This is a genomic window from Oenococcus oeni (genome assembly GCF_020510245.1).
Lineage (GTDB): Bacteria > Bacillota > Bacilli > Lactobacillales > Lactobacillaceae > Oenococcus > Oenococcus oeni.
Genome location: NZ_CP084701.1, coordinates 888,411 through 909,430 on the forward strand (window position 1 = coordinate 888,411; position 21,020 = coordinate 909,430).

Below are 21,020 nucleotides of genomic sequence, written 5' to 3' on the forward strand. Positions count from 1 at the left end.
AGGCTCCTTTCTCAGCGCTGCATGCAGGTATAAATCAACGAGGCGGTGGGCTGCGATTGGCCGTTCACCGTTAGCGGGTGAGCAGCGAGCTGATAATGGTAGGTGTGGGTCACATCGACCTGCTGGCCGCGGGTGGTGAGGTTTTGAACGGTAATCCGATATTGCCCAGCGGCGAGCTGGTGGTGCAGGCGGGCCACACTGCCAGCCATCGTTAACCGATAATGTTGCCCGGTGGCAAGGTTAGTGAGGGTGACTTGCACCTGACTACCAGCATGAATCTGAACGGAAAAATAGTTCGCTGGCGCGTTCACATCGACCACCTCTGCCAGCACGGTGCCTGGCGTCACGGTCTTGGGCTTGGCGTGATACTGCACGGATAGCTGACTGCGCTGGGCGGCAATCACTTGCTTTTGTGGCAGCTGAGCGCCAAGCACACCAGCGGCCCCAAAGGCGACGAGTAAAGCAGTGGCGCCATTGAGGAGGCTAGCTTGGTTCGCCCAGCGGGGACGCGACTGGCTGGCCTGACGCGGGATGGCCGCCAAAGCCACCCAGAGCAGCGGCAAAATGGCTTGACCATAGCGCGGTTCAACTTCCCACAGTAGGGTGTGGAAAGCCAGGTAGCCAAGGGCAGTGGTCACCGCCAGCAGTGCAAGGATTTGATGCGGGTCGGTCAGATCTGGCCGCCACCGCAAGAGCTTCAGCATCAGTGCGCCCCACATGAGCAGGGTCGCGGCCACATAGCCAATCACGGTCAGTCCCTGATAGAAGCCAGCATGATTACTGTACCAACTAGGCGCGGCGCGGAAGCCGCCGTTGTACCAGCGCTGAATGCCTTGGACATTGAGCACGATGCCTAACTTCACTACCCACAACCGGATGACGCCAACCACCCCGAGAGTTTTGATGCGCTTGGGGATGGTTTTCAAATTGTACCGTTGGCGGGCGGCTTGGCTGGGCTGCTTGATGGCACGTCCGACATCCTTGCCGGAGTAGCCGCCGTTGCTGTGCTGGTTGTAGCCCATCAAGATCCAGTTGGTCGCCGGGAACGAAAAGGCGGTGCGGGGTTGATAATTGGCTGCCACGTCAATGACTTTGGTCGCCGGCAGACTCAGCCCGAAGCCCAGCACAATCAAGAGGATGGGCAGGGTCAGTTTGGCTTGTCGCCAGAGGTGCTGACGGGCCAGAATCAGGCCGACAATCAGCAGAGCTGGCAACAAGACCACCAGATTAGGCTTGAGCATGGCGCCGAGCATCACGGCAACAACTAGTCCGCTGCCGGCAAACCAGCGCTGGCGCGATGTTTTCTGCGACCAGTTCAGCAGGCTGCGTATGATGATGAGCAGCACCAGCATCGTCGGTAAGTCGGAGTAAAAGACTTGCAGGTAGTAGGTGTAGGCAAACGGCGACAAGGCAAAGAAACCGAAGGCCACGACCAGCAGGCTGGCGCGCTGGCTGAGCTGCCAAATCGTATGCAGCGCCAGGGCAATAAAGCTGTCCAACACCAAGATACTCAGCAGGTGCACCGAAAGATTGGTGCTTAAGCCCACCAGTTGCGTCAGCCGCAACCACAGGGAGAGCAGATAAGCCAGCGGCACGTTATTGGCGTAGCGCCAGAAGTAGGTGATATCCCAGGTCATGTGGCCGGCGGCGAGCTGGTCGGCTTGCGACAGTACCCGGTACGGATCGTGGTAAACGGTGTTGGGCGCCCCGAAGTAAAGCCCCGCGCCCAGGAGCGCTACCACCAACAGCGCCGGCACCCCGAGCACACTGGTCAGGTTACCGATGCTGCCAATGAGCAGGCAGAGGATTAAAATTGCTGGCAGAAAGGCGGGTTTAATCTTTTTCATACCCTCACCTTAATCCAGAATCGTTTGCACCGTGTAGCGCGGGCGATGTTTAACTTCGGTGGTGAGCTTGCCGATGTATTCACCAATCACCCCGAGGCTGATCATTTGGATGCCGCCAACGAACCACAGCGACACCATCAACGACGACCAGCCGTGCACGGTGAGCCCCAGCATTTTCATGACAATGGCGTAAACCACCATGCCCACCGCCAGTAGGCAAGACAAGGCACCCAGAATGAGAATGAGCCGCACCGGCGCAATCGTTAGGCTGGTGATGCCGTCCCAGGCAAAAGCCAGCATCTTTTTCAGCTGGTACTTGGATTCGCCGGCCATGCGCGGCGTGCGCTTGTAGAAGACTTCGGCAGTTTTGAAGCCGAGCTTAGGAATCAGGCCGCGAATGAAAATGTTGCGTTCTGGATACTGCAGGAAGGTTTCAACGGCGCGCTTGGACATCAGGCGGAAGTCGGCGTGATTGGGCACGAGTTCGACGCCCAGCAGCTTGAGTGTCTTGTAGTAGCCTTGGGCCGTGGTGCGCTTGAACCAGCTGTCGGTTTCCCGGTTGTTCCGGACGCCGTAGACGATGTCGGCGCCATCCGCATAGGCATCCACCATGTCGCCGATTTTGTCGGGATCATCTTGGAGGTCGGCATCGATGGTGACAATCATATCGGCGGTTTTCACGGCTTCACTCATGCCGGCGATCAGCGCCGACTGGTGGCCGAAGTTGCGGGAAAAACGCAGTCCGCGCACGCGAGAATTCATGGCGTGCAGTTTTTCGATGATGTCCCAGGTGTGATCCATGGAACCATCATCGACGATCAGGATGTCGGCACGCTGACCGAGGACGGTTTGCGCGGCGATTTGGTCTTCAACGGCCAGTAATTTTTGCACCGAGGACGTCAGCACCTCTTCTTCATTGTAAGCAGGAACAACAATCGTTAATTTTGATGTGGCCATGATTTCAACATCCCTTCCGGTAAAAACTGCCGCATTTTAGCTTGAATAAAGGCTTCCGCAGGTGTGACCAGCAACCACCAGCCGCTAGCTAAGTAGACACTGGCGAGCACATCAGAGAGGTAGTGGTCGCGCAGATACACCCGCGATATCGCCACCATCGCGATCCAGCCAATGCCAATCAATACAGTAATCAGCTGGGTTTTTTGATCTTGAATGTGCGGCAGGCAGAGCGTCCACAAGGTGAACACTAGCAGCGCCGTGCAAAACGTGTGGCCGCTAGGGAAGCTAGCGCCGTGATCCAGCACCAGCTGATGGAGCGGGCGACTGCGGTCAATCAGTAGCTTGAAGCCTTCCGTAATGGCGGAGCCGCCGAGCTGCAGACCGGCAAACCATAGACTGACGACCGGTCCTTGCTGGAGCCACAACCACAGGCAAAGCAGCGCAGTGAGACCGATGACGGTGGCAGGACTGCCGAGGGCGGCAACGACTTTGAAAAGCGCGGTATTCATTGGATCGATGGCGCGCGTGGCCAAAGTGCTGGCCGCCGCGTCCAATTGCGCAAGCCAGGCGGCATGCGTGATGACACCAAGGGCTATGGCGGCAAAGGCAATCAGGCTCAGCCCGCCTAGCAATGTTTTGGTTTTAGTCGGCATCGGCGGCACCTCCGCGATGGCGCAGCGCCATGAAGGCGGCAGGCGCTAAGGAAATGACCACGATGGCCAGCATGATCAGTTCGAAATGGGTTTTGACGATGGCAATATTGCCGAACAGGTACCCAGCGCCCAGCGCCACCGCCACCCATGTCACGCCGCCAAGCACGTTGTAGGCGGCAAAGTCGCGGTAACGCATCTGGCTCACGCCGGCAGTGAAGGGGATGAAGGTGCGGATGATCGGCATGAAGCGGCCGAGGAAAATCGCAGCTTTGCCATGCCGGTCGAAGAAGCGCTGCGAACGTTCGAGGTAGGCCGGTTTTATGAAGCGGCTGAGTTTCGCACTGTGCGCGAGGCGCAGGCCGAAGTGCTCACCAATTTCAAAGTTCAGTGAATCCCCGAGTACCGCGGCCACGCTGAGCAAGCCGAACAACACCCAGATGTTCAAACTGTGATTAGCCATTGCCGCCAGCGAGCCGCAGAGAAATAGCAGTGAGTCGCCAGGCAGAAAGGGCAGGACGACGACGCCTGTTTCAATGAAGATCATGGCGAACAAGCCAAGATAGATGAGTGAGCCGAATTGACTGATGAGCTGCGGCAACAATTGATTAAGGTTAGGTAGCAGCGTAATGAGTGCGGTCATGATGTGTTCCCCCTTGACTGGACTTTCAGGATGAACCCAGCATAACGGCAATCCCGCGGTGCGCCCACTCATGAAAACTAACCCGAAACTCAATAATCTTCAGCTTTCACCGCGGCAGTGCCAGTATCAAGGGTGATTTAGCTGAAAAATATTCAGATTACTAATATTCGGCGCAAAAAGACCGCTCAAAAATATTTTTGAGCGGCATGAAAAAGTTTATTTGGTGGAGAAAATCAACGTGAAAATGGTGCCCTGCGGCTGATCGTCGGCGACCGTCAACTCACTATTGCTGAGCTGAGCGAGTTGCGTGGCAATGGCTAGCCCTAAGCCGGTGCCAGCTACCGTGCCGCGCACATCGGCGCTGCGGTAGAAGCGCTCGAAGATGTGGCTTTTATCTTCAGCACTGATGCCGCTACCTTGATCTTTCACCGCAAGGGCCGCCGCCTCATTAGCCTGTTGGGTGAGGGTGACGGTAATTTGGCTGGCCGCTGGCGAATACTTCGCGGCATTGGTGACTAGGTTGACCAAAATTTGCTCAATCGCGCTTTCGTTGCCGGTGATATGGATGTCAGGCTGAATCTCGGTGGTGACGGTTTGTTCGAAGGTCCCAGCAATTTTTTGCATGATGGTAGTCACTGTGGCACTGAGATCAAGCGGGGTCAGGTCAAGCGCGAGCCGGTCGGCGCAGGAAAGTTGCAGGAGCTCATCAATCAACTGTTGCATTTGCCGGGATTCCTCGGTGATGTAGCCCACCGACTTGGTAATGATTTCCGGATGGTTCTCGCCGTGACGTTCGATCAGCTGGGCGTGGCTGCGAATCGTGGCAATCGGAGTGCGCAGCTCATGCGCCGCGTTCATCACGAACAGTTTTTGCTGCTCCTGGCGTTCATTCAACATGCTCAGCAACTCGTTGAAATTACCAGCGAGTTCCGTCACTTCAGTCGGTTGCGCCGGGACTGGTAGCCGCATCGCGCCAGGTTCTTTGGCGCCGGCAATCATCTGGGTCGTGTGAGACAGCGTGGTCAGAGGATCCGTCAGTCGCTTGGTCAGCCGGCGAATGTACAGCGGCGTGGCCAGCAGCGTCACCGCCAGCAGGATGGCAGTGACTTCAATCACCCGCAGCAGCACCGCCAGCTGGGGATTCATGTTTTGCCACAACGTGCAGTAAATCCCGCGCGCGTGCACCATACGATGGTACAGCAGCCCGATGCCTGGGTGATAATAGACATTGGTTAAAAACGGCACCTTAGTGGGGGTCACTTTTAAGACTTTTTCCGCGTGCGGGGAGAAGTATTGGCTGACCTTGGCATCGGCGCGCTTGTTGTGGACATAAACATAAGTGGCGCTGGTGTCCAGGGTGCTGTTTTTGCGCCAGCTTTCCCAGTCATCATCGCCATCAATGTCGGTTTGCTTGAGACTGGCGGTGATATGACTGGTGGTGGTTTGAACCTCTTCCAGCAGCTGATGGCCCACGGCGATGATGATGGCAGCGCCGAGCAGCAAGGTGACAATGATGATGAAGCGCATCAGGCTGTGTAGCATGATGGCTGCGCTAGATTGTTTGTTTTTTTTCATATTAGGGCCTTATTCCGCCACGTGTTCGGAAAGCATGTAGCCCACGCCGCGGACAGTGTGAATCAGCTTAGGTTGGTTGGGAGTGTCGATTTTGCTCCGGAGATTGCGGACATAGACGTCCAGGATGTTTGGCTGGCCGTCAAAATCGACCCCCCACACCGTGTCCAGTAAATCTTCCCGCGAACAGGGCTCGTTTTGATGACTGATGAGCGCCACCAGCAGCTCGTATTCTCGCTGGGTGAGGGGGATGATGGTACCGCCCCGGGTGACGCGTTTGGTGTCCGTATCCACATTCAAATTGCCAGCAGTATACACGGCGGCAGTGGTGGCCGCCGGCTGCGAATGGCGCAGGGCCACTTCGACCCGGGCAATCAGTTCTTCCATTTCAAATGGTTTGGTGACATAGTCGTCGGCGCCGCCGGTCAGCCCGGCCACCTTATCGCCGATGTAAAAGCGCGCCGTCAGCATGATGATCGGCACCTGGCTGGTTTTGCGAATGCGGCGCATCACACTGAAGCCGTCCAGGTGCGGCAGCATCCAGTCCAAAATGATTAAATCAATCTGGGCCTCGTTTTGCCGGAACATGTCCAGCGCGATTAGGCCGTCATTGGCCCAGAGCACATTGAAGTTCTCGAGCTCGAATTCGGTTTTGAGTGAGTCGGCTAAGCCCTCCTCGTCTTCGACTAGTAAAATGGTGGATTTCAATGGTCTTCTCCCTATGTGAATCGTGGTACTGTCAAACGTACCTCTATTTACCTTGTTTTATTTATTATTTCTAGTTGTTTTTTCTTATCTTGTGTAAAGAAAAAACACCCGGATCTATTTTTCTGTTATCCTTGGTGTACCACCAACAAGAATTTCCAGAAGAAAGGAAGATCCGCATTCATACACCATTATTAACTTATTTACTTCAAATAATCAAGCGACAACGTTTTTTTATTCTCTTATTGTTAGCGCAACTAGCTAATATTTTTGTTCATTCCCGTTTACCCGCGGCTGACAAACCTGTCTTCAAACGCTTTAATCAATTTCAAGTAGATGATAAATTACCGATCTTGGCCGCAGATATCGGACCAGAACCACTTGATTTTGAACAGTTAGAACCTGTCTAGTATCTTTTAAGAACTATCTTCAGGAAGGCCAATACAACCATTTGAAGACTGCTGTTAAGGGCACGTTCACAGTTTTTCCAAAGTCGCCGACATTTGTCTAGCCAACTCCATGAACGTTCAACGATCCATCGTTGCGGTAACACCGTGAACATATGCAACTCGTTGCGTTTAGCTACCGTCGTCTTAGCATTCAAAATGAGCTTCACCTGATCCGCAAAGTCATTGCCAGTGTAGCCACCATCAACCATGACATGCTGAACCAGCTCTAAATTTTGGCTAGCCAAACTAAACATAGCCAATGCACCTGAACGATCTGATACATTAGCTCGTGTCACGAGAATGGCTTGTGGTAAACCATTAATATCAACCACCATATGACGCTTAATCCCTGAAATCTTTTTGCCGCCATCGTAGCCACTATTTTTCGTTAAATCAGTGGTTTTAACACTTTGAGCATCAACAATCACAAACGACGTTCGGGCCGATCGGCCCTGTGCAAAGCGATAGGAAGCAACAGTTTTTTTAAAAGCCTTTCTAATAGCGAATCAGCTGTCGGGTCTGGTTTATCTCGCCACATATCGTAATAGCGGTAGACAGTGTGCCATTCCGGGAAATCGTGCGGTAATTCACGCCATTGACACCCTGTAGTAAGCGAGTAAAGGATGGCATTGAATACGTCATAAAGATCATAACGACGCGGTCTTGTATGCTTGCGGAAGTTTTCTAAATCAGGTTGTATTAACGCAAATTGCGCTCGAGAAATATTGCTTGGATAATCTGGCATGACAAACTCCTCAGTCGGTTTTCCACAATTCTACCAGATTCAGCAGATACTAGACAGGTTCTTAGAAACAGATGAACAGGTTAAAGCTTTTTTTATTGATAAAATGATTGCCGAATCTGGTTTTAAAAGTGGGACGATACATGACCAATTACAAAAATTTTTAGTTGGCCTACCAACTAATGAGATGGTCGATAAAATTATGGCTGGCGTTCGTTTCGATGAAATCGAGCTTGCCTCAAAAGATTTGCAAAATTTTTCATTCGATCGGACGAGACCTTTTCTCATGGCACCAATGCCTAATCTTTATTTCGCTCGCGATCCATCGGCTTCGATTGGCGATGGTTTAACGATCAACCGAATGACCTTCAAAGCTCGTCGACGGGAATCAATGTTCACCGAACTGGTTATTAATCATCATCCACGTTTTGCAAATAAAAATATCAACGTGTGGCGCGATCGTAATCATGTTGCCAGACTTGAAGGCGGCGATGAATTGGTTCTTTCCGATCATGTGTTGGCGATTGGCCTTTCGCAAAGAACTAGTTCCGAAGCAATCAAGGATGTTGCGAAAAATTTATTTGCTGGATCGAATTACGATACCGTAATCGCGATTCAGATTCCTCAAACTCATGCGACGATGCATTTGGATACGGTTTTTACAATGGTAAATTTTGATCAATTTACTGTTCACCCGATGATTCTCAACAACAAGGGAGAACTGCCGATTCTTGTGATGCATAAGGATAAACAGAATCAGATTAAAATCGAATCTTCCAATAATCTTAAAACAGTTCTTAAAGAACAGCTCGGTTTGAACGAACTTGATCTGATTTCAACCGGTGATGGTGATCCGATAATTTCCGCCCGTGAGCAATGGAATGACGGATCTAATACTTTGGCAATCGCACCTGGATCAGTTGTGACTTATGATCGTAATTATGTTTCAAACGAAGCTTTGCGTAAGCATGGTATTCAGGTTTCCGAGGTTCCGTCTAGTGAAATTTCTCGTGGGCGTGGTGGCCCGCGTTGTATGAGTATGCCGATCTATCGCGAAGATATTGAAAAATAAAGTATTTAAAAAGATTGCATTTAATTATTAATGCAATCTTTTTAAATTAATTGTCATTTTTTTCAGGAGATTCCCAAAGAAATTCTCGCGAGCCGGGAAATCCGATTCGGGTCCCAGACGATCGTCGGGTCGATTTGTACTAAAACGTTAGTAAAATCACTATATGTCATAATCGCATCTTTGACGATTGTCTGCAATTCGGCGGTTAAAGGACATCCGAGCAGTGTTAAAGCCATTAAAACATGTAGTTGCCGTTTCTTGTCTTTCTTGACGATCTGCAAACTGTAAATCAAGCCAAGATCCTGGACGCTCACTCCCATTTCCGGGTCAATCGCCTGTTTTAAAGCTTCTATAGCTGAGGAAAACTCCGCTTCTGTTAAGGATTCGCCAACATTTTCAACTTGTGTATTTTTATTCAAAGCTTGTCACCAGCCTCCTAATAAGTTTAATAAAAGTTTAATAAATTCTCACTTAAAAATAATTTTTTCAACGGCTTCAGATTAGCATGATTCAAGCAAAACATCTATCTTTTCCCTTCAAAAAAACTAACTCTAAGGCATTTTTTTAGATTGAACCTTGCCCAATAATCCGTTATTATTGGCGTTAATCAAAAAGATAAAGGATTTGAATGAAATGATAAATCAAGATAATGATTCGCCAGCAACGCTAACAGCAATTAAAATTCAAGAAGACGACGGCAGTATTTCCCAACTAAAAGATGGTCAGATAGAAAAAGTGCTTTTGCATGCCAATGACAAAGTCGATCAGCCGCTTGACAGCCAATTAATCAAAAATATCGTTGATCAAGTCATGACAAAAATACCACTTTCCGACAACTCTGTAGCAACTCGCCAGGATTTGAACACAGCTATTCTGCGTTCTTTAAAAGAGCAGGGCAATCCACAACTGGCACAAGTCGCGAATAATCAATTATTGTCAGCCGAAATTAATTCCAGCAAAGCAACGGATATCAATTTTACGATTCAAAAACTGCTTAACAAAGACAAGACAGTCGTCAATGAAAATGCGAACAAAGACAGCCATGTTTTTAATACTCAACGAGATTTGACAGCAGGCACCGTTGCGCGTTCAATTGGTTTGAAAATGCTTCCACCAAGAGTCGCCAAAGCACATATGAGTGGCGATATCCATTGGCATGATTTGGATTATCAACCATATAGCCCAATGACCAACTGCTGTTTAATCGATTTTAAAGAAATGTTGACCAACGGTTTTAAAATAGGCAATGCCGAACTTGAATCCCCAAATTCAATTCAGACTGCCACTGCCCAAATGGCCCAGATCATTGCTAATGTAGCTTCCAGCCAATATGGTGGTTGTTCTGCAGACCGGACTGACGAATTTCTAGCTCCTTTTGCTGAAAAAAATTATCATAAGAATCTAGACGAAGCAAAGCAGTGGATCGAAGACCAAGACAAACAGGAAGCTTTTGCTCGTCAAAAAACCGAAAAAGACATTTACGACGCGATGCAGGGTTTGGAATATGAAATTAATACTTTGTATTCTTCTCAAGGCCAGACGCCATTTACGACTGTCGGTTTTGGTTTAGGAACGAGTTGGATAGAACGGTCGATCCAAAAAGCGATTTTACAAGTTCGGATTAAGGGCTTGGGCAAGGAAAGGCGGACGGCGATTTTTCCAAAATTAGTCTTTACTATCAAACGTGGGCTCAATCTAAAACCTGAAGATTCTAACTATGATATTAAGCAGTTGGCAATCGAATGTGCCACGAAGCGGATGTATCCTGATGTTTTGATGTATGACAAAATTGTTGAACTTACTGGTAGCTTCAAAGCCCCGATGGGCTGTCGTTCATTTTTGCAAGGATGGTGGGATGAAAGTGGCCGCGAAGTCAATGCCGGCCGCATGAATTTAGGGGTTGTTACAGTTAACCTTCCCAGAATAGCCATGGAGTCAAAAGGAGATCAGGCAAAGTTTTGGAAGATTTTCGAGGATCGTTTGGATGTTTGTAAAGAAGCACTTGTTTTCAAGATCAACCGCGCCAAAGAAGCTAGTCCGGAGAATGCTCCGATTCTTTATGAATATGGAGCCTTCGGCAAGCGCTTGAAGCCGAATGATTCAATCGATCAGCTTTTTAATAAATCCCGCTCGACTGTTTCTTTGGGATATATCGGTATTTATGAAGTGGGAACTGTCTTTTTTGGTCATGCTTGGGAACATAACCCGGAGGCCAAAGCATTTTCTGTTAAGATTGTCAAAACCTTATGGGAACACTGCAAGGATTGGGAAAAGGAATATGGCTACCATTTCAGTGTTTACAGTACTCCAAGTGAGAGCTTGACCGATACATTCTGCCGGCTTGATACAAAGAAGTTTGGCATTGTTAAAGACATTACCGATAAGGAATATTACACGAATAGTTTCCACTATGATGTTAGAAAGAAAATTACCCCCTTTGAAAAGATCGATTTTGAAAAGGATTATCCAAAATACTGTTCCGGTGGTTTTATTCATTATTGTGAATATCCAAATTTGAAACAAAATCCAAAAGCATTGGAAGCAGTTTGGGACTATGCTTATGACAAAATTGGTTATTTAGGAACCAACACTCCTATCGACCAATGTTTTAAATGTGGTTTTAAGGGAGAATTTGAAGCCACAGCACGTGGTTTTAAGTGTCCGAAGTGCGGTAATACCGATCCGGCAACCTGTGATGTTGTTAAAAGGACTTGTGGATATCTTGGCAACCCATTGCAGCGGCCAATGATTCATGGACGTCACCAGGAAATTATTTCTCGTGTCAAGCACATGTCGCTCGGAAACGATAGTACAAGCAGTGCTCGTCAAGGATAGGAGATTTTAATGACGGAAAAAGAAACAAAAGCCGTAGCGAAAAGGCAGCACCAACATCGGCAGCGTTTGCCAAAAAATCCAAAAACTAAAGAATGGTTGTCCAAAGATTTAAGTTTGGATTATGTGGCTAGTTATAAACCATTTAATTTTGTTGATGGCGAAGGAGTCCGCTGCAGCTTATATGTCAGCGGCTGCAAGTTTGCCTGTCCCGGCTGCTATAACAAGGTCGCTCAGAATTTTCATTATGGTCAGCCGTACACGAAAGATTTAGAAGATCAGATCATCGCCGATCTTGGTCAGTCTTATGTTCAGGGACTGACTTTATTAGGCGGCGAACCATTTTTGAACACTCATGTATGTTTGCAATTGATTGATCGAATTCATAAAGAGTATGGCCATAGTAAGGATATTTGGTCTTGGACCGGCTATACCTGGGATGAGCTGCAGCTGGAATCAGATGATAAAAAAGAAATGCTGAGTAAATTAGACATTCTGGTCGATGGCCGTTTTTTGGAAGCACAAAAAGATTTAACACTGCAATTTAGAGGCAGTTCTAATCAGAGAATCATTGATGTTCAGAAATCCTTGCAGCAATCCAAGGTAGTTATTTGGGACCGTTTGGTTCGATAGGAAGGTAAGATTGACCAGTGACAACTTTAGAGATCAAAAATTTACACGTTCAGGCAGAGGGACAACATATTTTAAAGGGTGTTAATTTAACTGTATCCACTGGTGAGATTCACGCGATTATGGGTCCGAATGGGACCGGGAAATCGACTCTATCCGAAACAATTATGGGTAGAAGTGGTTACCAGGTGACTGAAGGCGATATTTTACTCGATGGCAAAAGTATCTTGAATTGGACTGTTGATGAGCGCGCTCGACACGGCTTATTTCTTGCGATGCAATATCCTCAAGAAATACCCGGAATTACGAATATGGAATTCATTCGAGCAGCGGTTAATGCCGGCCGACCAAAGGAAAAAGCGATTAAAGTTCGCGATTTTCTCCAACAGTTGGATGAGAAAATGGCTCTATTAAAAATACCGGAAGAGATGGCGGAACGGTATTTAAACGAGGGATTTTCCGGCGGTGAGAAAAAACGTAACGAAATATTGCAGCTTTTGATGTTAAAGCCTCGTTTTGCAATTCTAGACGAGATTGATTCCGGCCTTGATATCGATGCATTAACAATTGTCGCTAAAGGTGTTAATTCTTTGCGTGGAACTGAATTTGGTTCCTTAATTATTACTCACTATCAACGACTTTTGAAATATATTGTTCCTGACGTTGTTCATATTATGATGGGTGGACGGATTGTAAAGACTGGCGGTCCGGATTTGGCCGCTGAACTGGAAAAAACTGGATACGAGGGTCTTGCCAAGACGCTCGGTTTAGAGACTGCAGACCATGATTAAGACAAGACGTTCCGATTTTTTTAAACGGCAATTGAATGTTTTAGCAGATCTTCATGAAGCTGAATGGTTGACCGAGCATCGTAAAAAAGCTCTTTCGGTTAGCCGAGACTTGGATTGGCCGGATTACCCACGAGTTTTAAAAACAACTTTCCAAGCGATTTCAGCACCTTTAAGTTGGTCGCTTCAAGAAGAAAAAACTTTTCTTACAGAAAAATCTCAAATTAGGATCGAACAAAGCAACTTATCCAGTTTGAAGATTTATCTTCCTCGGGAACTTCAAAAACTTGGTGTCGTTGTGATGAATCTTTTTGAGGCTGCCGAAAAAAGGCCTGATTTAGTCCAACAATATTTGCAAAAAGATCCGCATAACCGCTTGCTGGCCATACACCAGGCTTATTGGAATTGTGGTCTTTTAATTTATTTGCCAAACGATCTTCATTTGGAAAAACCAATTGAAATTTCTTTGACTGTGGATAATTATGCTTCGGCAATTGAACAACATATTTTATTTATCACTGGTAGTGGCGTTACGGCTACAGTTGTTCAAACGACAAAGTCTTCGACCGGTTTGGAAAAAGTGCAGCTCAATTCTGTCTTTGATTTGATTGCCGGTCCGGGAAGCCGGCTTGATTGCTTTGCCGTTGACCAATTAAATCATTCTAAGATCAGTTACTTCAATCGTTTCAGCCGCCTCGGAGTTGATGCGGAAGTTAATTGGCTCTTGGCGGAAATGAATTTGAATAATTTGGTTGGTGAGTGTTCGGCGATCTTAAATGGCAATGGTTCAAAAGCCAACTTAAGGGTCGTTAGTCTGGCTGATCGAAAGCAGAAACAGGCTTTGATGACAAAACTGATTCACATTGGTCAACATACAACCGGCAACATTAATCAACGCGGAGTGATTCTTCAAGATGGTCGTTTGATTTATAATGCGGTTGGCAAAATCGTTAAGGGCGCCCACGGTGCTAATTCGGAACAAAGCAGTCGGATTTTATTATTGTCTCCCACTGCGACAGGAGATGCCAATCCAATTCTTTTAATTGATGAAAATGACGTTGAAGCTGGTCACGCTGCCAGTATTGGTCGAGTGAGTCCGGAGCAGCTTTATTATTTAATGAGTCGCGGATTAACAGTCGATCGGGCCCGCCAATTACTTGTTAAAGGTTTTTTTGATGATCTTTTGGATCGTTTGCCAATCGATAATTTAAGAGTCGAATTAGATCAGGCATTGGAAAGGAGACTGTTAACGAATGTCCAAAAATCAGTTTCGTGACGATTTTCCTATTTTGAATAATGTGAAAATGAATGATGAACCCTTGGCTTATTTGGATAATGCGGCAACGAGCCAAAAACCCCAACTTGTTATCGACAGAATTAGCAGGTATTACGGTTATGAGAATGCTAATATTCACCGAGCAACACATGCTTTGGCTTTAAAAGCGACTGACGATTACGAGCAGGTCCGTGACCAGGTGCGGCATTTCATTAATGCAAAGTCCCGCGACGAGATAATTTTTACCCGCAGCACAACTGAAAGTTTAAATTGGGTGGCTCAGCGCTGGGGTGAAGCAAAACTTAAACCGGGAGACGAAATTGTTCTTTCGATTTTAGAACATCACAGTAATCTCGTACCTTGGCAGCAGGTGGCCAAAAAAACCGGAGCCCGTTTACGCTTTTTGGATTTTAATCAAGAAGGCGTGATTGATTTGAATGCTGCCAAAAAAACAATTAATGCAAAAACGAAAATTGTCAGCATTACTCAGGTTTCTAACGTACTTGGCAGTATTCAGCCGGTCAAAGAGTTGGCGATTATGGCTCATGAGGTTAATGCAATTATGATTGTCGATGCTGCCCAAAGCGTTCCTCATTTTAAGATTGATGTCCAAAATCTTGACTGTGATTTTTTGGCATTTTCTGCTCACAAGATGCTGGGGCCAACCGGAGTCGGTGTTTTATATGGTAAAAGTGAATTGCTTGAGAAAATTGATCCGGAGTTTTTCGGTGGCGAGATGATTGAAGAAGTTAGTAAAAATGAAGCGAGCTTCAAAAGTGGCGCATTGCGTTTTGAAGCCGGGACGCAAAATATTGCCGGCGTAATTGCTTTTGGCGCTGCCTTAACATATTTACAAAAAGTTGGTTTTGATAAAATTGCTGCACAAGATCGGTCCTTAATGGAAGCAGCTATTTCTGCTTTGCAAAATAGACCGCAGGTGAAGATTTATGGATCAGCCGATCCTGCTAATCACACCGGAATTATTTCTTTTAATGTTGGTGAAATTCATCCTCATGATGTATCGACAGTTTTCGATCTTGACGGAGTTGCGATTCGAGCCGGACATCATTGTGCCGAACCATTAATGAACCGTTTGGGTGTTTCAGCAACCTGCCGGGCAAGCTTTTATTTTTATAATAATTTGGACGAAGTCGAGAGATTTTTAATTGCTCTAAAAGATACGGAAGATTTTTTTAATCGTCACCCTTCAAAGGAGTCCTCAAATGGCTAAGACAGTACAAAGATCGGGCACAGAATTTCATGATCAGTTCAAACCGATATATTCTACTGGAATTGGTCTTGATGAAAAGGTTGTTCGCGAAATTTCGGCTGCCAAACACGAGCCCGATTGGATGCTTGATTATCGTTTAAAATCATTGGCGATTTATAATAAAATGCCCATGCCTGATTTTGGTCCGGACTTGAGTGGCCTAGAGCTTGATCGCCTGCATTATTTTCAGCGCGCTACTGATAAAAAGTACCGCGACTGGAATGATGTTCCTGCGACTATTAAAGAGACTTTTGATCGATTGGGGGTTCCTGAAGCAGAAAGACAGTATCTGGCCGGTTCGAGTGCCCAATACGAATCAGAAGTTGTTTACCACAACATCAAAGATCAATTTGCCAAACAGGGAATTATTTTTACCGATACGGACACAGCTTTACAAAAGTATCCGGAATTATTTAAAAAGTGGTTCGGCAAATTAGTCAGTCCGGCGACGAACAAATTTTCAGCCCTAAACGGTGCAGTATGGTCTGGTGGAGCTTTCATTTATGTTCCAAAGGGCGTTCGCGTTAAGACACCGATGCAGTCTTATTTTCGTATTAACGAGATCAATACCGGGCAGTTTGAACGGACTTTGATTATTGTCGACGAAGGTGCCAGTGCGAACTATGTCGAAGGTTGTACGGCGCCCCGCTATGATTCCGATAGTCTTCATGCTGCCGTTGTAGAAGTAAACGTTCAAAGGGACGCATATTGCCGTTATACGACGATTCAAAACTGGTCGACTAATGTTTACAGTATGGAGACAAAAAAAGCTTCAGCAGCTGAAAATGCGACGATGGAGTGGGTTGACGGAAACTTGGGTTCGAAAATTACGATGAAGTATCCGTCTGTTTATTTAAATGGCCCTGGAGCAAGGGGAACGATGTTGTCAATTGCCGTTGCCGGAGCACACATGGACCAGGATAACGGAGCCCGGATGATTCACAATGCTCCCAATACGTCTTCTAGCATTATTTCAAAATCGATTTCCAAAGATGGTGGCGCGGTCGACTATCGCGGCACGGTTCGTTTTGGCGAACATTCCCAAGGATCAAAAGCTCATGTTGAATGCGACACGATTATCATGGACGATAAATCATCTTCCGATACGATTCCGATCAATGAAATTCATAATGGACAAGTCAGTATGGAACATGAAGCCCGCGTTTCCAAAATATCGGAAGAACAACTTTATTATTTAATGAGTCGCGGAATTTCTGAGGCGACAGCTACCCAAATGATTATTATGGGTTTTATTGAACCTTTTACAAAACAATTACCGATGGAATATGCAGTCGAACTTAATCGTTTGATCGAATTTCAAATGGCAGGTTCGATCGGTTAGGAGATTTTCGTGGGATTAGAAGGATTAAATCAGTTATATCGGCAGGTTATTTTGGATGCTGCCGTTGACCAAAGATATCGGGGGCAATTACTGAACCCAACGGCAGTCCAGCTTGCCCACAATCCAAATTGCGGCGATGTTTTAGAGCTTCAGATCAAAGTTTCTGATCGGCATATCACTGCAATCGCTTTTCAAGGGCAGGGTTGCACGATCAGTCAGGCTTCGGCAAGCATTCTTGCTGATTTGGCACTTCACCAATCGCTTGAAAGCATGCAAACGAGAATTTCCCAATTTCAGAAGATGATTACTGGCAAAGAAAGTGTAGAAATCGATCAGCTTGGAGATGCTTCGGTCTTTTCTAAAATCAGTCAATTTCCAACCCGGGTGAAATGCGCCGGTTTGGTTTGGGATGCTTTGGAACAAATGCTAAAAAACAATCAATTTGATTAGTGGACAAAAAGGAGGAATAATCGGCCTCCTTTTTGTATTATTAAGCTATGTCTTTAAAAGACTGGATCAACAATTGGGTCAAAAAAAGAAACGCCAAGGACGAAGCTCAAGATCGTTTGAAAAAACGAAAAGCGATCGAAAAGCAATATGCCAAGGAACATCCAAAACAGGTAACTCCTGTCCAACCGGAATACGAACAAGAATTCAAATTAACTCACAATGGCAAGTTCGAGCTAGGTTCGGACGGAAAGCTGACAAGTAAAGGAAGAAGTCAAAGACTAAAATTTCGCTTGAATATTGCTATTTTGTCATTGGTAGTTCTGATTGTCCTTTTGTATCTATATTTTATTTTTTTATGAGGAGCTCTATAAATGAAGATTGGAATCATTACACCGATGGAACAGGAAAAGCGTCAATTGCTGGATGCTTTGAGTAATATTCAAAGCAAAAAAATTGCCGGACAGAATTTCTCCGAAGGACAGATTTATGGTAAAGATGTTATTTTGACGGAATCCGGAATTGGCAAAGTTCAAGCCGCGATGGCAACCGGTGTTCTTTTGGATCGCTATAAACCGGATCTTGTTGTGAATACTGGGTCTGCCGGTGCTTTAGCTGCCGGTTTGCATATTGGCGATCAGGTTATTGCCAGCAAATTGGCTCATCATGACGTTTACAACACCAAATTCGAGGGTTCTGTTGGCTATGTGCCGGAAAAACCGCGTTTCTTTGAATCTGATCCTCAGTTGGTAAAAGATTTTCAAGAGGTTAATCCGGAAGCAAAGACTGGTTTGATTGTTACAGGTGATTCCTTTGTGATGGGCGACATGAAAAATACAATTATTAAAAATTTTCCTGATGGATTGGCCGTTGAAATGGAAGGTGCGGCAGTTGCTCAAGTTGCCTACGATTTCCAAGTACCTTTTGTCATTCTAAGAGCGATTTCCGATGCTGCCGATGACCAAGCGGCGATTAGTTTCGATGAATTTCTCGTTCAGGCTGGCGAAAGATCGGCTAAATTGCTTTTAAACTTTATTCAATCAATTTAATTTTGATGCTTAAGGGTTTCGCTTGATATAATTTAAACATGGCATTTGAAAACACAGTTTTGGTAAGGGGCGATCAAGGATATCGAATCAGCCCTGAAATAAAAGCTTTTACTCTTCGAGATCTTGGTTTTGCTTTAAATAATGCCGGTGCTTTTGTTCAAACAAATATGCTTGAACCGGAAAAGGGCTTCTCTGCTTCGAGAAAATTAAAAATAACCTTTACGAAGGATTTGACTGCCTTTAAGATTTCATTGCTCAGTGGTAACGAAGCGATTAATATTGACATTTTTTCCAATCCTAAAGACAAAGTTTTGGTAGAACAGTATCGTTTTTTTATGAAGCAATTAATTGATCGAAAAGTTATCGAAACAATTAGGTGATTTTTAATATTCAAATCTTGTTTAAGCGCCGAATGACGCTATTTATTTTGAGTTAAACTGATTTAAGTGGCGCAATTAGTAGCAAGTATAAAAAAATCTTTTTTTAAAAACAGTGCTAATAATTATGCTGTTTTTTTGGCGAAAGTATCCAATGATGATTTCGATTGGGAAGAGACGGAAATCACTCTTACGGGCGAAATTGCCGATTTAAAAATCGGCGAGTCTTATGAATTCTCCGGAAAATTAACGATTCATCCGAAATATGGAAAACAGTTTAATGTCTTTGACTATCAGTCCGTTTTGCCGGATGATAACGATGGATTAATAGATTTTCTCAGTTCTGATCTTTTTGAGGGAGTCGGGAGAAAGACGGCCGAGAAGATCGTAGATAATTTTGGCGGTGAATCGCTTGATACGATTGTTGATAAACCTGATCAGTTGAAGACACTCGGTTTGAAGAAAAAACAAATTGCAAATATGCGGGCCGTTCTTTTAAGCAATCAGGAAAAAACCAAAGCAATTGCTCGAAGCAGTCAGTATGGCCTTAGCCAGTCTTTGATCGAGCGATTGTTTGACCAATTTGGTTCCGATTTTACAAATCTTTTGTCGGAAAACCCCTATCAATTAATTGGCCAGGTTGATGGATTCACTTTTCAAGATGCTCAGCAGATTGCCCGATTCAATAATTTTAATCATCAAGAAGACCAGATCGATGGAGCAGTCATTTTCAGTTTATTGACGGCAGCCCAAGAAAGTGGGGATACTTACTTAAGCAAAGACCAGCTCGTAAAGAATGTTTCAGAACTTTTGGAAAGCGGACCCGAGTTTTTCGATCAGGAAATTTTGACTGAAATCGAAAGTTTGCAAAGGAAAGGGCAACTATTCATTTCCGATAGCCGCGTTTCTCTAGCTGAATATTATCGTTTGGAAGAATCGGTTATCGATGATTTAAAACGTGTTTCAAAAAACAAACAGCGTTCTTTCACCGGAAAACTGCAACTTTCCAATAAGTCGTTACTTGACGATAAGCAAAAAAAGGCCGTAGAATCGGTTTTCAAAAATCAGATAACGATACTGACTGGTGGACCAGGGACTGGCAAAACTACTGTTATCAAGACTGTTATCCAGCAATGGGAAAGAGCGGCCGAGAAGTCTAATTCGGAAAATAAATTCAAACAAACGAAAAAATTGGTTTTGTTGGCTGCTCCGACCGGTCGTGCTGCAGCTCGTATTACAGAAGTAACCGGACGTCAGGCTGTCACAATTCATCACCTGCTTGGGGCGACCTCTGATGGATATTTTGATTTCGATGAAAATAATCAGCTGCAGGCCGGATTGATTGTAATTGATGAAATGTCAATGGTTGATCTACAACTCTTCCAGCATTTCTTGCGAGCGGTACCTAACGGTTGCCGTTTACTGTTGGTTGGCGATAAAGATCAGCTTCCATCGGTTGGCGCCGGTCAAATTTTAACTGACTTAATTCTCAGCGATCAATTTAAAACAATCGAATTACAGATCAATCATCGGCAGACGAAGGGCTCTGGAATCGATCTTTTATCACAGGATTTGAAACGGGGAATCGTCGATCAAAAAATGTTTGAAAACGGTAATGATATCTCTTTCTTTTCTCTTGAAGAATACCAGTTGGAACAAGGGATCAGTCGAATTTTGTCCGCAGCAATGCGTTTTGGTATTAAAAAGGAAGATTTACAAATCATCACTCCGACGAATCGACTTGTCGAACTTCTAAACCAACTGGCACGTCCATATTTAATTGATCGAGATATCCGGATTGATGATTTATCGACTGCTTTTCTGGCTGGGGATCGAGTTATGCAGCAGGAAAACAATCCGGAAAAAGGTGTCAATAACGGTGATATAGGATATGTGATTGCTACGCAATTGTCTGGTCCGCTTCGTTCACGATTCATATCGGTTGATTTTCTTGGTAATACTGTCATGTATAAAGAGAATGAAATTAATCAACTACGGCTTAGCTATGCATCGACAGTTCATAAGTCCCAAGGCAGTGAGTTTAGAAATGTTATTTTTGTGTTGACAAGCACCTTTAATAATTTTGTGACGAGAAATCTTGTCTACACCGGTGTTACGCGTGCCGAGAAATCATTGATTTTAATTGGCAGTCAAAGAGCTTTTACTGATGCAATCAACAATCCGACGCCTTTACGGCAGACAAATTTAGTAAAATTATTAAACGGTGTCGATAGGCCTGTAGCGCTAGCGACCAAAAAAGAGGCAAATGAGTCTCCTGGCTATGTTTTAAGCAAAGAATTGATTGAAAATAATCAAATCGATCCAATGATTGGTATGAACGGAATCAAACCAGGCGACTTTATTAAATAATT

The 21,020-nt window shown here is 45.4% G+C and carries 20 protein-coding genes and 1 pseudogene; 13 read left to right on the plus strand and 8 right to left on the minus strand.

The genetic code is table 11. The features are described 5' to 3' along the window. Nucleotides 1-11: 11 nt before the first annotated feature. The 6 genes from J3U91_RS04715 to J3U91_RS04740 form a co-directional block, all read right to left on the minus strand. The gene (locus J3U91_RS04715; RefSeq protein WP_002826712.1) at nucleotides 12-1,847 is read right to left on the minus strand and encodes a hypothetical protein; all 1,836 of its coding nucleotides are present in this window, start codon (nucleotides 1,845-1,847) and stop codon (nucleotides 12-14) included. A 9-nt stretch (nucleotides 1,848-1,856) separates the two neighbouring features. Continuing rightward, complete coding sequence (locus J3U91_RS04720) at nucleotides 1,857-2,804, minus strand: glycosyltransferase family 2 protein (RefSeq protein WP_002820252.1); 948 nt, start codon at nucleotides 2,802-2,804, stop codon at nucleotides 1,857-1,859. Continuing rightward, nucleotides 2,786-3,457: a phosphatase PAP2 family protein gene (locus tag J3U91_RS04725; protein WP_002826711.1), complete on the minus strand. Its 672-nt coding sequence runs from the start codon at nucleotides 3,455-3,457 to the stop codon at nucleotides 2,786-2,788. The genes J3U91_RS04720 and J3U91_RS04725 overlap by 19 nt, the downstream gene beginning before the upstream one ends. Further along, a complete protein-coding gene (locus tag J3U91_RS04730) occupies nucleotides 3,447-4,097 on the minus strand; it encodes a VTT domain-containing protein (RefSeq protein WP_002819944.1) in 651 nt (216 codons plus the stop codon). Before J3U91_RS04730 ends, J3U91_RS04725 begins: the two co-directional genes overlap by 11 nt. 216 nt (nucleotides 4,098-4,313) lie before the next feature. Next, on the minus strand, nucleotides 4,314-5,672 hold the full coding sequence (locus tag J3U91_RS04735; protein WP_032804608.1) for a sensor histidine kinase: 1,359 nt from the start codon (nucleotides 5,670-5,672) through the stop codon (nucleotides 4,314-4,316). Nucleotides 5,673-5,681: 9 nt separating this feature from the next. After that, nucleotides 5,682-6,377, minus strand: coding sequence for a response regulator transcription factor (locus J3U91_RS04740; RefSeq protein WP_002820251.1), 696 nt, complete (start codon nucleotides 6,375-6,377; stop codon nucleotides 5,682-5,684). Between the two features lie 89 nt (nucleotides 6,378-6,466). Between J3U91_RS04740 and J3U91_RS04745 the strand changes: the two genes are divergently transcribed. Then, nucleotides 6,467-6,784 carry a hypothetical protein gene (locus J3U91_RS04745; protein WP_129559115.1) on the plus strand — a complete coding sequence of 106 codons (318 nt, stop codon included), beginning with the start codon at nucleotides 6,467-6,469 and terminating at the stop codon, nucleotides 6,782-6,784. On the opposite strand, the gene J3U91_RS04750 is transcribed toward J3U91_RS04745, so the two are convergent. Continuing rightward, nucleotides 6,781-7,568 (minus strand): IS5 family transposase gene (locus J3U91_RS04750; RefSeq protein ID WP_100067454.1). Its coding sequence is split into 2 segments (ribosomal slippage): nucleotides 6,781-7,301 and nucleotides 7,301-7,568, totalling 789 coding nucleotides; the frame shifts between segments, so codons are not numbered across the junction. The two genes, J3U91_RS04745 and J3U91_RS04750, sit on opposite strands and share 4 nt — an antisense overlap. Before the next feature lie 58 nt (nucleotides 7,569-7,626). Between J3U91_RS04750 and J3U91_RS04755 the strand changes: the two are divergent. Beyond that, nucleotides 7,627-8,637: pseudogene (locus tag J3U91_RS04755) on the plus strand (arginine deiminase); the annotation flags it as partial. A 62-nt stretch (nucleotides 8,638-8,699) separates the two neighbouring features. On the opposite strand, the gene J3U91_RS04760 reads toward J3U91_RS04755, so the two are convergent. Continuing rightward, nucleotides 8,700-9,056: a metal-sulfur cluster assembly factor gene (locus J3U91_RS04760; RefSeq protein ID WP_002818939.1), complete on the minus strand. Its 357-nt coding sequence runs from the start codon at nucleotides 9,054-9,056 to the stop codon at nucleotides 8,700-8,702. 214 nt (nucleotides 9,057-9,270) lie between these two features. Between J3U91_RS04760 and nrdD the strand changes: the two genes are divergently transcribed. The 11 genes from nrdD (at nucleotide 9,271) to recD2 (ending at nucleotide 21,018) form a co-directional block, all read left to right on the plus strand. Next, on the plus strand, nucleotides 9,271-11,472 hold the full coding sequence (gene nrdD / locus J3U91_RS04765; protein ID WP_002818938.1) for an anaerobic ribonucleoside-triphosphate reductase: 2,202 nt from the start codon (nucleotides 9,271-9,273) through the stop codon (nucleotides 11,470-11,472). A 9-nt stretch (nucleotides 11,473-11,481) separates the two neighbouring features. Next, the gene (nrdG, locus tag J3U91_RS04770) at nucleotides 11,482-12,102 is read left to right on the plus strand and encodes an anaerobic ribonucleoside-triphosphate reductase activating protein (RefSeq protein WP_002818937.1); all 621 of its coding nucleotides are present in this window, start codon (nucleotides 11,482-11,484) and stop codon (nucleotides 12,100-12,102) included. A 17-nt stretch (nucleotides 12,103-12,119) separates the two neighbouring features. Further along, on the plus strand, nucleotides 12,120-12,890 hold the full coding sequence (sufC, locus tag J3U91_RS04775) for a Fe-S cluster assembly ATPase SufC (protein ID WP_002818936.1): 771 nt from the start codon (nucleotides 12,120-12,122) through the stop codon (nucleotides 12,888-12,890). Beyond that, the gene (locus tag J3U91_RS04780; protein ID WP_002818935.1) at nucleotides 12,883-14,163 is read left to right on the plus strand and encodes a SufB/SufD family protein; all 1,281 of its coding nucleotides are present in this window, start codon (nucleotides 12,883-12,885) and stop codon (nucleotides 14,161-14,163) included. Before sufC ends, J3U91_RS04780 begins: the two co-directional genes overlap by 8 nt. Next, nucleotides 14,141-15,394 carry an aminotransferase class V-fold PLP-dependent enzyme gene (locus J3U91_RS04785; protein WP_002818934.1) on the plus strand — a complete coding sequence of 418 codons (1,254 nt, stop codon included), beginning with the start codon at nucleotides 14,141-14,143 and terminating at the stop codon, nucleotides 15,392-15,394. Before J3U91_RS04780 ends, J3U91_RS04785 begins: the two co-directional genes overlap by 23 nt. Next, nucleotides 15,387-16,775, plus strand: a complete 1,389-nt coding sequence (sufB, locus tag J3U91_RS04790; protein ID WP_002818933.1) for a Fe-S cluster assembly protein SufB — start codon at nucleotides 15,387-15,389, stop codon at nucleotides 16,773-16,775. Before J3U91_RS04785 ends, sufB begins: the two co-directional genes overlap by 8 nt. 9 nt (nucleotides 16,776-16,784) lie before the next feature. Continuing rightward, a complete protein-coding gene (gene sufU / locus J3U91_RS04795) occupies nucleotides 16,785-17,225 on the plus strand; it encodes a Fe-S cluster assembly sulfur transfer protein SufU (protein ID WP_002818932.1) in 441 nt (146 codons plus the stop codon). 47 nt (nucleotides 17,226-17,272) lie between these two features. Continuing rightward, nucleotides 17,273-17,584, plus strand: coding sequence for a hypothetical protein (locus J3U91_RS04800; protein ID WP_002818931.1), 312 nt, complete (start codon nucleotides 17,273-17,275; stop codon nucleotides 17,582-17,584). A gap of 12 nt (nucleotides 17,585-17,596) precedes the next feature. Further along, on the plus strand, nucleotides 17,597-18,271 hold the full coding sequence (locus J3U91_RS04805; protein WP_002817162.1) for a 5'-methylthioadenosine/adenosylhomocysteine nucleosidase: 675 nt from the start codon (nucleotides 17,597-17,599) through the stop codon (nucleotides 18,269-18,271). 38 nt (nucleotides 18,272-18,309) lie between these two features. Continuing rightward, complete coding sequence (locus tag J3U91_RS04810) at nucleotides 18,310-18,651, plus strand: DUF1831 domain-containing protein (RefSeq protein WP_002818930.1); 342 nt, start codon at nucleotides 18,310-18,312, stop codon at nucleotides 18,649-18,651. Nucleotides 18,652-18,717: 66 nt separating this feature from the next. Further along, nucleotides 18,718-21,018, plus strand: coding sequence for an SF1B family DNA helicase RecD2 (gene recD2, locus J3U91_RS04815; protein ID WP_002818929.1), 2,301 nt, complete (start codon nucleotides 18,718-18,720; stop codon nucleotides 21,016-21,018). Nucleotides 21,019-21,020 lie beyond the last annotated feature (2 nt).

Excerpts from the sequence above, each read along its gene's own strand:
- J3U91_RS04720 (WP_002820252.1), bottom strand. The coding sequence starts at position 2,804 with ATGGCCACATCAAAATTAACGATTGTTGTTCCTGCTTACAATGAAGAA.
- J3U91_RS04810 (WP_002818930.1), top strand. The coding sequence starts at position 18,310 with ATGGCATTTGAAAACACAGTTTTGGTAAGGGGCGATCAAGGATATCGA.
- nrdD (WP_002818938.1), top strand. The coding sequence starts at position 9,271 with ATGATAAATCAAGATAATGATTCGCCAGCAACGCTAACAGCAATTAAA.
- J3U91_RS04780 (WP_002818935.1), top strand. The coding sequence starts at position 12,883 with ATGATTAAGACAAGACGTTCCGATTTTTTTAAACGGCAATTGAATGTT.
- J3U91_RS04735 (WP_032804608.1), bottom strand. The coding sequence starts at position 5,672 with ATGAAAAAAAACAAACAATCTAGCGCAGCCATCATGCTACACAGCCTG.
- J3U91_RS04785 (WP_002818934.1), top strand. The coding sequence starts at position 14,141 with ATGTCCAAAAATCAGTTTCGTGACGATTTTCCTATTTTGAATAATGTG.
- J3U91_RS04730 (WP_002819944.1), bottom strand. The coding sequence starts at position 4,097 with ATGACCGCACTCATTACGCTGCTACCTAACCTTAATCAATTGTTGCCG.
- sufB (WP_002818933.1), top strand. The coding sequence starts at position 15,387 with ATGGCTAAGACAGTACAAAGATCGGGCACAGAATTTCATGATCAGTTC.
- J3U91_RS04715 (WP_002826712.1), bottom strand. The coding sequence starts at position 1,847 with ATGAAAAAGATTAAACCCGCCTTTCTGCCAGCAATTTTAATCCTCTGC.
- nrdG (WP_002818937.1), top strand. The coding sequence starts at position 11,482 with ATGACGGAAAAAGAAACAAAAGCCGTAGCGAAAAGGCAGCACCAACAT.
- J3U91_RS04725 (WP_002826711.1), bottom strand. The coding sequence starts at position 3,457 with ATGCCGACTAAAACCAAAACATTGCTAGGCGGGCTGAGCCTGATTGCC.
- J3U91_RS04805 (WP_002817162.1), top strand. The coding sequence starts at position 17,597 with ATGAAGATTGGAATCATTACACCGATGGAACAGGAAAAGCGTCAATTG.
- J3U91_RS04800 (WP_002818931.1), top strand. The coding sequence starts at position 17,273 with ATGTCTTTAAAAGACTGGATCAACAATTGGGTCAAAAAAAGAAACGCC.